Origin of the sequence: Streptomyces sp. RG80 (genome assembly GCF_040446465.1) — a bacterium.
Classification (GTDB): Bacteria; Actinomycetota; Actinomycetes; order Streptomycetales; family Streptomycetaceae; genus Streptomyces.
Genome location: NZ_JBEAAJ010000001.1, coordinates 1,075,227 through 1,089,206, shown reverse-complemented (window position 1 = coordinate 1,089,206; position 13,980 = coordinate 1,075,227). Strand labels below are relative to the sequence as shown.

At 70.0% G+C, this 13,980-nt stretch carries 10 protein-coding genes; 4 read left to right on the top strand and 6 right to left on the bottom strand.

Going from position 1 to position 13,980, the window contains the following annotated elements:
• Nucleotides 1-14: 14 nt before the first annotated feature.
• Entirely contained in the window at nucleotides 15-1,598 is a 1,584-nt protein-coding gene (locus tag ABKA17_RS04980; RefSeq protein WP_353690584.1) for an acyl-CoA carboxylase subunit beta, read from the bottom strand.
• A gap of 154 nt (nucleotides 1,599-1,752) precedes the next feature.
• Entirely contained in the window at nucleotides 1,753-4,089 is a 2,337-nt protein-coding gene (locus ABKA17_RS04975) for a polysaccharide lyase 8 family protein (RefSeq protein ID WP_353690583.1), read from the bottom strand.
• A 133-nt stretch (nucleotides 4,090-4,222) separates the two neighbouring features.
• Between ABKA17_RS04975 and ABKA17_RS04970 the strand changes: the two genes are divergently transcribed.
• Entirely contained in the window at nucleotides 4,223-4,777 is a 555-nt protein-coding gene (locus ABKA17_RS04970) for a YceI family protein (protein ID WP_353690582.1), read from the top strand.
• A gap of 35 nt (nucleotides 4,778-4,812) precedes the next feature.
• On the opposite strand, the gene ABKA17_RS04965 is transcribed toward ABKA17_RS04970, so the two are convergent.
• Nucleotides 4,813-5,385 (bottom strand): YdeI/OmpD-associated family protein, encoded by a 573-nt coding sequence (locus tag ABKA17_RS04965; RefSeq protein WP_353690581.1) that lies wholly within the window; start codon nucleotides 5,383-5,385, stop codon nucleotides 4,813-4,815.
• 217 nt (nucleotides 5,386-5,602) lie between these two features.
• On the opposite strand from ABKA17_RS04965, the gene ABKA17_RS04960 reads away from it, so the two are divergent.
• On the top strand, nucleotides 5,603-6,385 hold the full coding sequence (locus ABKA17_RS04960; protein ID WP_353690580.1) for a serine protease: 783 nt from the start codon (nucleotides 5,603-5,605) through the stop codon (nucleotides 6,383-6,385).
• A gap of 105 nt (nucleotides 6,386-6,490) precedes the next feature.
• Here ABKA17_RS04960 and ABKA17_RS04955 read toward each other — a convergent pair whose 3' ends face one another.
• Both ABKA17_RS04955 and ABKA17_RS04950 read right to left on the bottom strand, forming a co-directional pair.
• On the bottom strand, nucleotides 6,491-7,861 hold the full coding sequence (locus ABKA17_RS04955; RefSeq protein WP_353690579.1) for a hypothetical protein: 1,371 nt from the start codon (nucleotides 7,859-7,861) through the stop codon (nucleotides 6,491-6,493).
• Nucleotides 7,862-7,944: 83 nt separating this feature from the next.
• Nucleotides 7,945-10,956 carry a glycoside hydrolase family 3 protein gene (locus ABKA17_RS04950; protein WP_353690578.1) on the bottom strand — a complete coding sequence of 1,004 codons (3,012 nt, stop codon included), beginning with the start codon at nucleotides 10,954-10,956 and terminating at the stop codon, nucleotides 7,945-7,947.
• 210 nt (nucleotides 10,957-11,166) lie between these two features.
• On the opposite strand from ABKA17_RS04950, the gene ABKA17_RS04945 reads away from it, so the two are divergent.
• Both ABKA17_RS04945 and ABKA17_RS04940 read left to right on the top strand, forming a co-directional pair.
• Nucleotides 11,167-11,988 carry a helix-turn-helix domain-containing protein gene (locus ABKA17_RS04945; RefSeq protein WP_353690577.1) on the top strand — a complete coding sequence of 274 codons (822 nt, stop codon included), beginning with the start codon at nucleotides 11,167-11,169 and terminating at the stop codon, nucleotides 11,986-11,988.
• Nucleotides 11,985-12,191 carry a DUF397 domain-containing protein gene (locus ABKA17_RS04940; RefSeq protein ID WP_353690576.1) on the top strand — a complete coding sequence of 69 codons (207 nt, stop codon included), beginning with the start codon at nucleotides 11,985-11,987 and terminating at the stop codon, nucleotides 12,189-12,191. Before ABKA17_RS04945 ends, ABKA17_RS04940 begins: the two co-directional genes overlap by 4 nt.
• Here the strand turns inward: ABKA17_RS04940 and cimA are convergent.
• Nucleotides 12,152-13,756: a citramalate synthase gene (gene cimA, locus ABKA17_RS04935; RefSeq protein WP_353690575.1), complete on the bottom strand. Its 1,605-nt coding sequence runs from the start codon at nucleotides 13,754-13,756 to the stop codon at nucleotides 12,152-12,154. The genes ABKA17_RS04940 and cimA overlap by 40 nt on opposite strands.
• Nucleotides 13,757-13,980: the final 224 nt, after the last annotated feature.

The window sequence follows — 13,980 nt, the reverse complement described above, 5'->3', positions numbered from 1 at the left end:
GCGGTACCTGTGGGTTACTGCGGGGGGTTGCCGTGCTTGCGGGAGGGCAGGTCGGCGTGCTTGGACTGGAGCATCGCCAGGGACTTGACGAGGACCTCGCGGGTCTCCGCCGGGTCGATCACGTCGTCCACCAGGCCGCGCTCGGCCGCGTAGTAGGGGTGCATGAGCTCGGACTTGTACTCCTTGACCATGCGGGCCCGCATGGCCTCGGGGTCCTCCGCGTCGGCGATCTGCCGGCGGAAGATGACGTTCGCGGCGCCCTCGGCGCCCATCACGGCGATCTCGTTCGTCGGCCACGCGTAGGTGAGGTCAGCGCCGATGGACTGGCTGTCCATGACGATGTAGGCACCTCCGTACGCCTTGCGCAGGATCAGCGAGATCCGCGGCACGGTGGCGTTGCAGTACGCGTAGAGCAGCTTCGCACCGTGGCGGATGATGCCGCCGTGCTCCTGGTCGACGCCCGGAAGGAACCCGGGGACGTCCAGGAAAGTGACGATCGGGATGTTAAAAGCGTCACACATCTGGACAAAGCGCGCAGCTTTTTCGCTCGCCTCGATGTCCAGCACTCCGGCCAGGGACTGGGGCTGGTTCGCCACGATGCCGACGGCCTGGCCGTCCAGGCGGGCCAGCGCGCAGATGATGTTCCGCGCCCAGCGCTCGTGGACCTCCAGGTACTCGCCGTCGTCGACGATCTCCTCGATCACCTTGGCCATGTCGTACGGCCGGTTGCCGTCCGCGGGAACCAGGTCGAGCAGGACGTCGCTGCGGCGGTCCGCGGCGTCGGTGGCCTCCACGCGGGGCGGGTTCTCGCGGTTGTTCTGCGGGAGCAGCGACAGGAGGTAGCGCACCTCCGCGATGCAGGTCTCCTCGTCGTCGTACGCGAAGTGACAGACACCGCTGGTCTCGGCGTGCACGTCCGCGCCGCCCAGGCCGTTCTGGGAGATCTCCTCGCCCGTCACGGCCTTGACCACGTCCGGGCCGGTGATGAACATCTGGGAGGTCTCGCGGACCATGAAGACGAAGTCCGTGAGGGCGGGCGAGTAGGCCGCGCCACCGGCGCACGGGCCCAGCATCACCGAGATCTGCGGGATCACCCCGCTCGCCTTGGTGTTGCGCTGGAAGATGCCGCCGTACCCGGCCAGCGCCGAGACGCCTTCCTGGATACGGGCACCGGCACCGTCGTTCAGCGACACCAGGGGCGCGCCGGCCGCGATGGCCATGTCCATGATCTTGTGGATCTTCGTGGCGTGGGCCTCGCCCAGCGCGCCGCCGAAGATCCGGAAGTCGTGCGCGTACACGAAGACCGTGCGGCCCTCGACCGTGCCCCAACCGGTGACGACACCGTCGGTGAACGGCTTCTTGGCCTCCAGACCGAACCCGGACGCCCGGTGCCGGCGCAGCTGCTCGACCTCCTGGAAGGAACCCGCGTCCAGCAGCAGCTCGATGCGCTCCCGGGCGGTCAGCTTGCCCTTGGCGTGCTGCGCCTCGGTCGCCCTCTCACTGGGGCCGGCCAGCGCCTGCGCACGGATCTCGTGCAGCTCGGCCACTCGTCCGCGTGCGTCCGTCGGCTCACCCGGCGCGTCATCCAAAACGGTCATGTAGCGACCTTACGAAGCCCGACAAGGAAACCGGGCCGTCGACTCCGTACAGTCTCCGGCCCGTTTTCCTGGTACCCCTGAACAGAACCTCAAAGGCATGCAGCCGTTCCGACTGCTCAGAGGGCGTCCCGCTTGTAGAGATCACACAAAGCCGTCAGCTGAGAGTCACCTCACATGTCCGCGTGGCGCATGCCCTCCCAGGGGTGACGCGCAGGCGCAGACGGCGGCCCGTGGCGAGGATCTCGACCGAGTCGTCGGCCCGGATCACCGCGCCGACCGGATGCTCCCACGTGGTCTCCAGCGGCTCCCCGGTGCGCGGCGGCTCGCTCACGCAGAGGGTGGCGGTGCGGCCCCGGCGGCGTACCAGCACGCTCGCGCCCGCGGAGGCGGTGAGCGGGCCCGCGGTGCCGGCCTGCCAGAAGTTGGCCGCGGTGAGGCCGAGCGAGGGGACGCGGACCGCCTGGCACACCTCGTCGTTGGCGAGGACCGACAGCCAGCGCCGGTCGGCGGCACGGGCGGCGACCTCCCGGCGGGACGCTCCGGGCAGCAGCAGATAGACGTACGACGCGTCCGTCGGGTCCGTGCCGTGGTCCAGCCACAGGGTCTGCCAGCGGCGGGTGGCCCGCTCCGGCATGCTCAGGGTGTTGATGTCCGCCCAGGCCCCGGTGCGGTCCTCGCGGAGGGTGCGCGGTTCGCCGTACGGCAGCACCCAGCCGCCGTGGCCCTCCAGGTGCGCCCAGCCGTGGCCCCGTACGAAGGTCTGGGTGCCGCCCTCCCCCAGGTTGCGGTTGTCGACGACGGTCTCGACCGGGACGCCGTCGGTGCAGGTGATCCCGGCGCCCAGGCAGATCACCGCGTCCGCCGCGCAGAACCACGACTTGCGGGCCACGAGCGTCGAGCCGAGGCCCTTCAGGTGCTGTCCGATCGCCGCGTACTCGCCGTCGGTGGTGCCGCCGACCCAGCGCACGTCGGGTCTGGGCTCGCCCCACTCGCCGCCGGCTTTGTCGGGCAGGCGCCGCGTGGAGACCGTCGTGCCCGGTAGGCGGTACCAGTCGACCGTCGGCCAGTACCAGTCCGTGTACTGGTCGCCGTTGCCCGCCGCCCACCAGGAGAGCATTCCGGCGCCGGTGTGCCAGCCGCGCGGGTTCTCGCCGTTGCCGCACTCGTAGGACGCGATCCGGTCGCTCGCCATGGCGATGTTCGCGACGAAGCCGGGGCGGCGGTGGACGGCCCGGTCCATGGCGGCGAAGAGGTGGTGGCCGACGGGATCAGGGGCGGCGGGGACGGCTGACTCGGCGACGGTGTGGAGCCGGGCCAGTTCGGCGGTGGTGAACTGACGAGCCGTCAGGATCGGTGCGACGGCGTCCCGTTCGATCCAGCCCTTGATACGGCCGTACCAGCGCTCCCGCTCCGCCTCGCTCGCCGCGTCCGCGAGGAGGGCCATCGCGGCGATGACCCCCTGGCCGTGGAAGTGGTCGCTCCGCATCACGTGCCGGTCGTCGCTCTTGAGGTAACCCCGGCTGATGGCACGGCCGTTGACGCTGTCCATCATCAGGCCGTCGTGGATCAGGGGCGCGTAGGCATGCTCGACGCTGTCGAGGACGATCCGGCGGTTCGGGTCGGTCACCTCCCACTCGGAGCCGGCCAGGAGGGCGAAGAGGCGGCCGAGGCCGTCGAGGAGGACCTGGCCGTAGGTGCCGGAGTAGGCGACCCAGGTGTGCTGGACGAACGAGCCGTCGGCGTAGAGGCCGTCGCCCCGTGTGACGTACGGGAAGACCGGGGAGAGGGCGTCGCGGGCGAGGGCGATCCTGGCGGGCGCCCGGCCGAGGATGCCGCGCAGGGCGACGGAACGGCACAGGTCGACGCGGTTGGCCCCGGTGGAGGTCCCGGAGTACTCGGTGAGCATCGAGTCGGGGATGAAGTGGTCGACGGCGGCGCAGGCCGCTTCGCGCTGGGCGCCGCTGAGGTGGTCGTGCAGGGCGGCCGTGAGGTCCATGAGGAGGCGGGGGCTGCCGATCTGCCATTCCCACCAGTTGCCGTAGCGGGTGGTGCCGGGGTGGTAGATCGTGGCGGAGAGATGGTCGAGGCCGCGCAGGACGTCCGCGAGGAGGGCCTCGTCGCCGGTCGAGCCGGTGCCCGGCTGGACGTAGGCCTGGGCCATGGTCCACAGGCGGCTGTAGCTCTGGGTGATGCCGGCCGGCGGGTCGTAGGGGTGGCCGGGCCAGAGGGAGGTCGCGGTGGGGGTCATGGTCGCGCGGAAGGCTCGGGCCAGGGTGCCGGTCTCGGCGAGGCGGGTCGCGTACGGCTCGGCGGTCGGGTCGTAGCCGGTGCCGAGGGCGATGTCGAGCCAGCGCCGACGCAGGGCGTCGTAGGGGTCCGGGGGGTCGGGGGCCGCGTCGCGGGGGCTCGGGGCGGTCGTGGCGAGGAGCGCGGCGGCGAGGAGAACCGCTCGGCGGGCGGGGCGGACGAGGGCTCTGCGATACGGGTTCACACCCTGGGGATCTACCACCTGAGTGTGATCGGGCCAACACGTTGCGGATGATGTTGAAAGTCGAACGGAATAGGTCTACCGTCACTTCCGTTGAGTAGTTCAAGCTTCAACAACCACTCCCAAGGGGCACACCATGACGAACCTCGACCTGACCACGCTGACCGGCGGCTACTCGATCGACACGGCGCACTCCACGATCGGTTTCACCGTGCGCCACGCGATGGTCACCAACGTCAAGGGCAAGTTCCTGGACTTCAGCGGCTCCCTGCACCTGGACGGCGGCGACCCGTCCGCGTCGACCGCGTCCATCGACGTCAAGATGGACAGCATCGACACCGGGTCCGCCGACCGTGACGGTCACCTGAAGAGCGCGGACTTCTTCAAGATCGAGGAATTCCCGACGATGACCTTCCGGTCCACGTCCGCGGAGGCCCTCGGCGACGAGGACTACCGCATCACCGGCGACCTGACCATCCTCGGCACCACCAAGCCGCTCACCATCGACCTCGAGTTCAACGGCGCCGCGAAGGACCCCTTCGGCAACGAGCGCGTGGGCTTCGAGGGCAAGGCGGAGATCAAGCGCTCCGAGTGGGGCCTGACCTGGAACGCCGCGCTGGAGACGGGTGGCGTGCTGATCTCCGACAAGATCAAGCTGAACTTCGACATCTCCGCGATCAAGAACGCGTGAGTCCGCGGCGACGGCGCCGGTGAGCCCCTCTCGGCTCACCGGCGCTCTCGCAGTCCCTCCAGGACGCGGGCGACCTGAGCGGCGCGGCTCCGCGGGGTCCGGGCACGGAGAAGGTCGAGCATGACGAGGTAGCGGTCGGTCCGGTTCAGCCGCTCGAAGGCCGCCGCGGCCTGCGGATCCCCCTCCAGGGCCGCGCTCAGCTCGTCCGGAACCGCCGCGTTGCGCTGCGACTCGTACGCCGCCTCCCAGCGTCCGTCCGCCTTCGCCGCGTCGACCTCGGCGAGGCCGGCGGGGCGCATCCGGCCGGCCTCGGACAGCTCCGCCACGCGCCGCACGTTCACCATCGACCAGAGGCTTCCGGGCCTGCGGGGCGTGATGCGCTGCACGTAGTACACGGCGTCGGCTCCCTTGCGCTGACCGGTGATCCAGCCGTGGCAGAGGGCGATGTCGTTGACCTCGGCGGCGGTGACCGAGGGGACACCGGTGCCCTTCTTGGCGACCTTCACCCAGAGGCCGGGGCTTGCGCCTGCCTTCGGGGCGGGGTGGGCGGCCAGCCAGGTGTCGAGGGCGTCGGCGGTCTCGAAGGCGAGGGGCTCCGGAGCGGTCATGAGGGCACCGTAGACGGGAAGTAGGACAGGTTCTGTCCTCTGAGTACACCCGCCAGGAGCCTGGCTGATTCACACCCCTTGTGCGGTGTCTCACAGCGTTCTCATAATCCAGCAACAGATTTGACCTGCCCATGCCAGCGGATGGGCGTTTCTTTGCTGCCGGTTTGGCATGCGCACGACATCTCGAGCACTTCCACCCCCCACGGAAGGCATCACGTTGAAGAGACTCCTCACGGCTCTCAAGAGATGCGCGGTTCTCGGCGCCGCCGCCCTCGCGATCGCCAGTCTTCAGCCCGTCTCGGCCGCGCAGGCCGCCCCCGCGCCCGTCGTCGGCGGCACCCGGGCCGCTCAGGGTGAGTTCCCGTTCATGGTGCGGCTCTCCATGGGCTGTGGCGGCGCGCTGTACACGCAGCAGATCGTGCTGACCGCCGCGCACTGTGTGAGCGGTACCGGACCGAACACCAGCATCACCGCGACCGCCGGCGTCGTGGACCTTCAGTCCACCAGCGGCCGGGTCCAGGTCAGGTCGACGTACGTCTACCAGGCACCGGGCTACAACGGCGACGGCAAGGACTGGGCGCTCATCAAGCTCGCCTCGCCGATCAATCTGCCGACGCTGAAGATCGCCACGAACACGCAGTACAACACCGGGACGTTCACCGTCGCCGGGTGGGGTGCGGCCAGGGAGGGCGGTGCTCAGCAGCGGTACATGCTCAAGGCCAACGTGCCGTTCGTGAGCGACGCGACCTGCCGTACCTACAGCGGGTACAGCGGGCTCATCGCGAACGAGGAGATCTGCGCCGGGTTCACGGCGGGTGGCGTCGACACCTGTCAGGGTGACTCCGGTGGTCCGATGTTCCGCCGGGACGCCAACAACGCGTGGATCCAGGTCGGCATCGTCAGCTGGGGCATCGGCTGCGCCCGGGCCAACGCGCCCGGTGTGTACAGCGAGGTGTCGACGTTCGCCTCGGCGATCGCGTCGGCGGCGTCCTCTCTCTGACGTCTCTGACGGGCGGCTCGTCTCGTACGACCTTCCGCGGGTCCGGCGTGTGGTGCGCCGGGCCCGTGTTCGTGCCCCGGGCGGGTCTGCCGGACAGGGGGCTGCTCAGAAGCCTCCGCCGCCGAAGTCGCCTCCCCCTCCGAAATCGCCGCCCCCGCCGAAGTCCCCGCCCCCGAACCCCCCGCTGAAGTCGTCGGAGTTGAAGTCGGCGCCCGAGACGTCGCCGCCCTCGTAGCCGCCGGTGCCGAAGTCGCCGTAGCCGGAGCCGTAGTCGGCGCCGTAGGCGGGGGTGGCCATCATGGTGCCGAGCATGGTGCCGATGAGGAGGCCGGGGAGGATGCCGCCGCCGAAGTAGCCGCCGGCCCAGGGGCCGTAGGCGGGGCCGGCGTCCCAGTAGGGGCGGCGGCCGAGGTCGGTGTCGACCTCGCGCATGACCGGGTCGCGGCCGTCGGCGAGGCGGGTCGCGTCGGCCGCGCAGACCGGGACCTCCCGAGGGGAGCCGCTGGGCGGCGTCCAGGTCGCGTCCGTCGTGGACGGGCCGTGGCGTGGGTCGAAGAAGCAGGGCGGGCGGCGCTCCGGCAGGGCGCGGCCTTCGCGGCGTGCGGCCAGGCGGGCCAGGGAGAAGCGGCCGTCCTCCAGGGACTGGGTGACCGCGCGCACCTCCTCCGGATGCTGGGCGGACGCCATGAACGACTTCGCCTTCTCGTAGGCGTCCAGCGCGTGCTCGTAGTCCTCGCGCATCGCGTCGTCCGCGCCTGGCTCAGCCGGGTGGAAGTCCAGGCGGTCCAGTTCCTCGCCGAACGCGGTGATGTCCTCGTCCACCACGACCCGCAGCTTCTCCAGCGCGGCCCGCTGCTCCTCCGCGTGGCGGCGGCGGTTGCGGCGGACCAGCGCGTACGCGCCCACACCGCCGGCCGCCAGCACGGCGCCGGCCGTCACCAGCGCGCCCGTCGGGACGCCTCCGCCGTCGGAGGACGAGCCCCAGCTCGCGGGCGCCGAGCCGCCCATGTTGGCCAGGGCCTGGTCCGTGAAGTCGTCGAGCTGGGTCTTCGCGTCGCTCTCGCCCTGGACGCTGGTGACGAGGTTGCGCACGGCGGCCGTGGGCAGGACCGAGGAGTCCGCCCCGGCGTCGAAACGGTCACCGACCCGGACCGCGTACAGGCCGGTCACCCCGGTGGCGGTGCGCAGGTTCCGCAGCAGGTTCTCGGTGGGCTGGTCGGCGGGCAGGACCGCCACGAAGAGGGCCTTGTCCGCGTCCTTGATCCGCTCGGCGAGCGCGGCGGCGTCCCCGGAGGACAGCTGCGCGGCGGCCGCCGGATCGACGTAGACCGGGCTCTCGCGGAGCGCCTCGGCGATCCTGGAGACGTCCGTTGCGGCGGAGGCGGGCGCGGGGACCGCCCACAGTACGGTCAGGGCCGCGAGCGCCAGGGCCGCCAGCAGCCCTGGGAGGCTTCGGGTCCGTAGGACGGACTTCATACTTCGAAGCTACCCGAAGCCTCCCAAAACAGCCTCAGCCGGTCGTCAGCCGTCTTCAGCCGGTCGTCGGAGCCGGTCGTCGGTCAGCCGGTCGCCGCCTTGTAGGCCTCCGTCAGCTTCGCCACGGCCGCCGCGTACCGTCCGGTGAGCAGCAGGTGGTCCGCGTCGGCGAAGGGCTTGGCGGACGCCGCCGTGATCTTCTTCTGCTGGACGATCAGCCGTGCCTTGGTCACGATCGCCCGGCCCGCCTCGTCGGCCCCGGCCTTCTCGGCGACCGCCGCCGCGGCACCGAGCGCCCTGAGGGTCGTGGCTCCGCCCTCGGGCACCTTGGTCAGGGTCGTCAGGCCCCAGCCGTACGGGAATTGCGGGTCGTACGACGTGTCGCCGACGTTGATCGGCAGCTGGGCCGCCGACTTGGGCCAGGTGACGGGGAGTTGGCCGGTGAAGGGGCGCTTGCCGTAGAGGACGTCGGCGACGCCGTCGCCCTCGGTGCCCGGTAGCCAGGAGGCGACCAGCGAGTCGATCGCGCCCAGTCGGTCGCCGATCAGCTGGGGCCGCCCGGAGACCATCAGCACCGCGCACTTCATGGCCGCGCAGACCTTGTCGACGGCCGCCCGGTCGGCGGCGCTCAGTTCCAGGTCATGACCGTTGCCGACGTCTCCGATGCCCTCGGCGTAGGGGGTCTCGCCGACGACGACCACGCCGACGTCGTAGCCGCTCAACGGTTCGGACGCGTCCTTGGAGTACGTCAGGTCCGCGGAGTTCTTCCGCATGGCCTCCAGGATGGTCGTGCCGGGGGTGATGTCGCCGGAGGAGCCCTGCCAGGTGACGGTCCAGCCGCCGCTCTGGTTGCCGATGTCGTCGGCGTTGGACCCGGCGACGTACACCTTCTGGGACTTCTTCAGCGGCAGCAGCCCGCCGGCGTTCTTCAGCAGCACCTGCGACTCGGCGGCCGCGCGGCGCGCCACGGCCCGGTGCTCGGCGGAACCGATGGCCGCGGCGCCGCTGGTGTCGGCGTACGGCTTCTCGAAGAGGCCGAGGCGGAACTTCTGCGTGAGGATGCGGGAGACCGCGTCGTCGATGCGCTGGGCGCTGATCCGGCCGGCCCGTGCCTCGTCGACGAGGGTGGTGTGGAAGTCCTTGTAGGCGTACGGAACCATGATCATGTCGAGGCCCGCGTTGACCGAGGTACGGACGTCGGAGGCGCGGTCGCCCGGGATCTGGTCGATGCCGTCCCAGTCGCTGATCACGAAGCCGTCGAAGTCCATACGGCCCTTCAGCACGCCGTTGATCATGTCGGCGCGGGCGTGCATCTTGATGGGCCCCTGTCCGTCGCCGATCAGGTCGAGCGAGGAGTACGAGGGCATGACCGTGCCCACCCCGCGGTCGACGGCGGTCTCGTACGGGGCCAGGTGGACGGCCTCCAGCTGCTGCCGGGTGACCTTGGTGACGCCCTGGTCGATGGTGTACGTGCCGGTGGTGGAGGAGCCGTACTCGGTGCCGCCGTCGGCGACGAAGTGCTTGGCGGTGGCGAGGACCTTGTCGCCGTCCTTCAAGTCCTTGCCGTTAGCAGCGCCTTGGAGGCCCTGGATGACCGTCTCCACGGAGTCGACGAGGGCCGGGTCCTCACCGAAGGACTCGTACGAGCGACCCCAGCGTTCGTCGCGGGTGACGCAGAGGCAGGGAGCGAAGTCCCAGGGGATGCCGGTGGCCCGGACCTCGGCGGCGGTCACCGCGCCGGTGCGCTGGGCGAGTTGGGGGTTGCGGGTGGCCCCGATGCCGATGTTGTGGGGCATGACGGTGGCGCCGACCAGGTTGTTGTGGCCGTGGACGGCGTCGACGCCGTAGATGAGGGGGATCTGGAACCGGGTCGCCTGGGCGCGGAGTTGGAATCCGTCGATCATCTTCGCCCAGGCTTCGGGGGTGTTGGGCGTGGGCGTCGATCCGCCGCCGGAGAGCAGCGAGCCCAGGTCGTAGGCCGCGATGTCCGTCCCGGTCCCGACGGCTCCGCGCTCGGCCTGGGTCATCTGACCGGCCTTCTCAGCGAGGGTCATACGGGAGACGAGGTCGGCCACGCGCTGTTTGACGGGCAGTTTCGCGTTCAGATACGGCAGTCCGTGCGCGTCTACGACGATCTGCGGGGTCTCCGCCGGAGGCTTGGCGCCGGTGACGGTCAGCTTGAGCGGGATGGTCTCGGCGTTCTCGGCGGCCTTGTCCCTGAGAGTGGGCACCCGGAGGGTTCGGGTGGTGCCGGACGCGGTGCCCGCCGGGAAGGTGAACTCGCCCTTGACCGGGGTGTAGTCGGTGTCCGAGGCGGTGCCGCCGGTCGTCTCGTAGGCGACGGTCACCGGTTCGTCGACCGGGGCCGAGCCGGTGGTGGCGAGGGTGACCTCGACGGTGGCCGTGCCGCCCTCCTTGACCGGGTACACGGCGGCGTCGGTCAGGACGCTCGCGCGCAGCGACTGGTCGGCCTTGCCGTACAACTCGACGCCGTCCATGGCGAACTGACCCTTGACCCCGACCGGCAGGGTGACGGCGTACCCCCACATCTCGGTGAGGCCGAGGATGTGGTCGATGCCGCCGACGGGCTGGTAGTCGGTGCGGTACGCGAAGTCGGTGAAGGGGATCTCGATCTGTTTCCAGCCGCTGAAGTCGTCGGTGAAGGACGTCGTCCACAGCTCGGAGGCCTCGCCGTTGGCGCCTCCGTCCTTGAGCTCGAAGGCGATCTTCTTGCCGTTGTCCTGTCCCTCCCACCAGAACCGGATGCCCTTGCGGGCGGACCAGTCGTGGGCGGGCTCGGCGAAGGCGAAGTCGTGGGTGAAGCCGCCGTAGCCGCTGATGTCGTAGGTGCCGGACAGGACCTTTTCGCCCTCGGGGGCGTCATCTCGGGCTGCGAGCCGGAGAGTTGGCGGGTCGTCGTTGTCGCTGCCCCAGGTGAAGATGCCCTCGGCGGGCGGGCTCGCGAAGGGCACCTCGCCTTCGAAGCGGTCGACGGGGACCGGGGCGGGGTCGGCCTGGGTCTCTGCCCGGGCGGCCGCCATCGGCAGCAACGTTGCTAAGAGTGCGACTGAGGCGAGCTGGGCGGTTCTTCGCATGGAGCTTCCCCTTGGCTCTCGTGGGCCACTCATGACTTACCTCACGCCGTGAGTTAACTGAGGCCCCGGAGGGCCGTCAAGAGGGCACCACGGTTCACGGGGCGACTGTCACACGTAGTGACTATCGTGAAGCGGTGAGTGAGGTCGTAGTTCTGATTACTACGGGCCCGCTACGAGGAGTCGGGCCGCGGACGGGGGAAAGGGTCAGCCATGCACACGGCCAAGAAGCCCAAGAAGGTCAGTTCATGGCGTGCGGTGGGGGCACTGCTGGCGCACTGCCGGAGAACGGCCCGCCTCACCCAGGAACAACTCGCCGAGCGGGCGAGCATCAGCGTGGACACGGTGGGGTCGATCGAGCAGGGGCGGCTCGCGCTTCAGCCGGACCGTGCGGAGCAGTTCGATGAACTGCTGGGTACGGGTGGGGTGTTGGCGGTGCTGGTGGAGCAGATGCCGGTGCGGGAGAAGGTGGTGCAGTTCGCGCAGTCGTTGGTGGATCATGAGCAGGAGGCGGTCGGGATCCTGTCGTACCAGAGCCTGGCGGTTCCCGGACTGCTCCAGACGCGGGACTACTGCCGTGCCGTCTTCGGCTACCGGTACCCGGCCATCGGCAGCGAGACGGCCGAGCAGTGGGTCAGTGCGCGTATGGAACGGCAGTTGGTCCTTCAGCGGGAGCGGCCGCCCGTATGCCACTTCATCCTGGAGGAGAGCATCCTGCGCCGGCAGGTGGGCGGTTCGGAGGTGATGCGGGAGCAGTTCCGGCAGATCCTGGAGTACACCGAGCCTGTCCATATGAGCTTTCAGATCGTGCCGATGGATCTCGCTCCGCACGCCTGCCTCGATGGCCCCATGGTGCTGCTGGAAACCCCCGAACACGAGCGCCTGATCTACCTGGAAGTCCAGCGCGCCAGCTTCCTCGTCGAGGATCCCGACGACGTCAGCGACTATCACCTCCAGTATGGAATGCTGCGGTCACAGGCACTCTCGCCGGATGAGAGCGTGCGCTTCTTGCACGGATTGCTAGGAGACCGATGAGCACCGCACTTCAGTGGTTCAAGTCCAGCTACAGCGGCAGCCAGGGCGGCGACTGCGTCGAGGTCGCCACCCAGCCCTCCGCCATCCACGTCCGTGACTCCAAGAACACCGGGCCCACCCTGACCGTGGCGCCCGGTACTTGGGCCGTCTTCCTCCGGCTCGCCTACTCCGCCGGTTCCACCCCGGCCCGCAGCAGACCGTAGGTGTACGCGTCCTCCAGTGCCTGCCAGGACGCCGCGATCACGTTCTCCGCGACGCCCACCGTCGACCACTCCCCCGCGCCGTCGGACGTGGAGATGAGGACGCGGGTCGTGGACTGGGTGCCGTGGACGCCTTCCAGGATGCGGACCTTGTAGTCGACGAGGTCGAGCTTGGCGAGCTGGGGGTAGATCTTCTCGAGGGCTACGCGCAGGGCGCGGTCGAGGGCGTTGACGGGGCCGTTGCCCTCCGCCGTGGCGACGATGCGCTCGCCCTTGGCGAAGAGCTTGACCGTGGCCTCGTTGGCGTGGCTGCCGTCGGGGCGGTCCTCGACGATCGCGCGCCAGGACTCGACCTGGAAGTAGCTCAGCGGCTTGCCCTCGACCTCCGAGCGCAGGAGCAGCTCGAAGGAGGCGTCCGCCGCCTCGTACGTGTAGCCCTTGAGCTCGCGCTCCTTGACCCGCTCCACGACCCGGCCGACCAGTTCGCGGTCGCCGCCCAGGTCGACGCCGAGTTCCTTGCCCTTGAGCTCGATCGAGGCGCGGCCGGCCATGTCGGACACCAGCATGCGCATGGTGTTGCCGACCTGCTCGGGGTCGATGTGCTGGTACAGGTCCGGGTCGACCTTGATCGCCGAGGCGTGCAGGCCGGCCTTGTGGGCGAAGGCCGAGACGCCTACGTAGGGCTGGTGCGTGGAGGGGGTGAGGTTCACTACCTCCGCGATCGCGTGGGAGATGCGCGTCATCTCGCGCAGCCTGCCCTCGGGGAGGACCTTCTTGCCGTACTTCAGCTCCAGGGCCGCGACGACCGGGAAGAGGTTGGCGTTGCCGACCCGCTCGCCGTAGCCGTTCGCCGTGCACTGGACGTGGGTCGCGCCCGCGTCCACCGCGGCGAGGGTGTTGGCGACCGCGCAGCCGGTGTCGTCCTGGGCGTGGATGCCGAGACGGGCGCCGGTGTCGGCGAGGACCGTCGAGACGACCGCCTGGACCTGGGCCGGGAGCATGCCGCCGTTGGTGTCGCAGAGGATGACGACGGACGCGCCCGCCTCCGAGGCCGTCCGGACGACCGCCTTCGCGTACTCGGGGTTGGCGCGGTAGCCGTCGAAGAAGTGCTCGCAGTCGATGAAGACCCGGCGGCCCTGTCCGACCAGGTACGAGACCGTGTCGCGGACCATCTCCAGGTTCTCGTCCAGCGTGGTGCGCAGGGCGAGCTCCACATGCCGGTCGTGCGACTTGGCGACCAGCGTGATCACCGGGGCGCCCGAGTCGAGCAGCGCCTTGACCTGGGGGTCCTCCGCCGCCTTGGCACCGGCCCGGCGGGTGGCGCCGAAGGCGACCAGCTGGGCGTGCCGGAACTCGATCTCCTGCTGGGCGCGGGCGAAGAACTCGGTGTCTCGCGGGTTCGCGCCGGGCCAGCCGCCCTCGATGAAGCCCACGCCGAAGTCGTCCAGGTGCCGTGCGATGGCCAGCTTGTCCGCGACGGTGAGGTTGATGCCCTCGCGCTGGGCGCCGTCGCGCAGGGTGGTGTCGAAGACGTGGAACGAATCGTCGAGTTCGCTGGTTGCGGTCATGGTCTCAAGGCTCCTGAGGATTGGATCTCGGTCTGTACCGGAATGACCGGCTCCACCGTCCCCACATAGTCCCTCGCGCTCTCGCCTCCGGCTGAGGGTGGGCCAGAAAAGCGAAAAACCCCTCGCGGGTGCGAGAGGTCTGCGCGCGGGTCGAGGACGACGGTGTCCGCCCGTACCTGGTCGTACGTGGCGGTCACTGCGGACCGGCGCGCCTGCTGCCAATA

Excerpts from the sequence above, each read along its gene's own strand:
- ABKA17_RS04980 (WP_353690584.1), bottom strand. The coding sequence starts at position 1,598 with ATGACCGTTTTGGATGACGCGCCGGGTGAGCCGACGGACGCACGCGGA.
- ABKA17_RS04970 (WP_353690582.1), top strand. The coding sequence starts at position 4,223 with ATGACGAACCTCGACCTGACCACGCTGACCGGCGGCTACTCGATCGAC.
- ABKA17_RS04965 (WP_353690581.1), bottom strand. The coding sequence starts at position 5,385 with ATGACCGCTCCGGAGCCCCTCGCCTTCGAGACCGCCGACGCCCTCGAC.
- ABKA17_RS04955 (WP_353690579.1), bottom strand. The coding sequence starts at position 7,861 with ATGAAGTCCGTCCTACGGACCCGAAGCCTCCCAGGGCTGCTGGCGGCC.
- ABKA17_RS04950 (WP_353690578.1), bottom strand. The coding sequence starts at position 10,956 with ATGCGAAGAACCGCCCAGCTCGCCTCAGTCGCACTCTTAGCAACGTTG.
- ABKA17_RS04945 (WP_353690577.1), top strand. The coding sequence starts at position 11,167 with ATGCACACGGCCAAGAAGCCCAAGAAGGTCAGTTCATGGCGTGCGGTG.
- ABKA17_RS04940 (WP_353690576.1), top strand. The coding sequence starts at position 11,985 with ATGAGCACCGCACTTCAGTGGTTCAAGTCCAGCTACAGCGGCAGCCAG.
- cimA (WP_353690575.1), bottom strand. The coding sequence starts at position 13,756 with ATGACCGCAACCAGCGAACTCGACGATTCGTTCCACGTCTTCGACACC.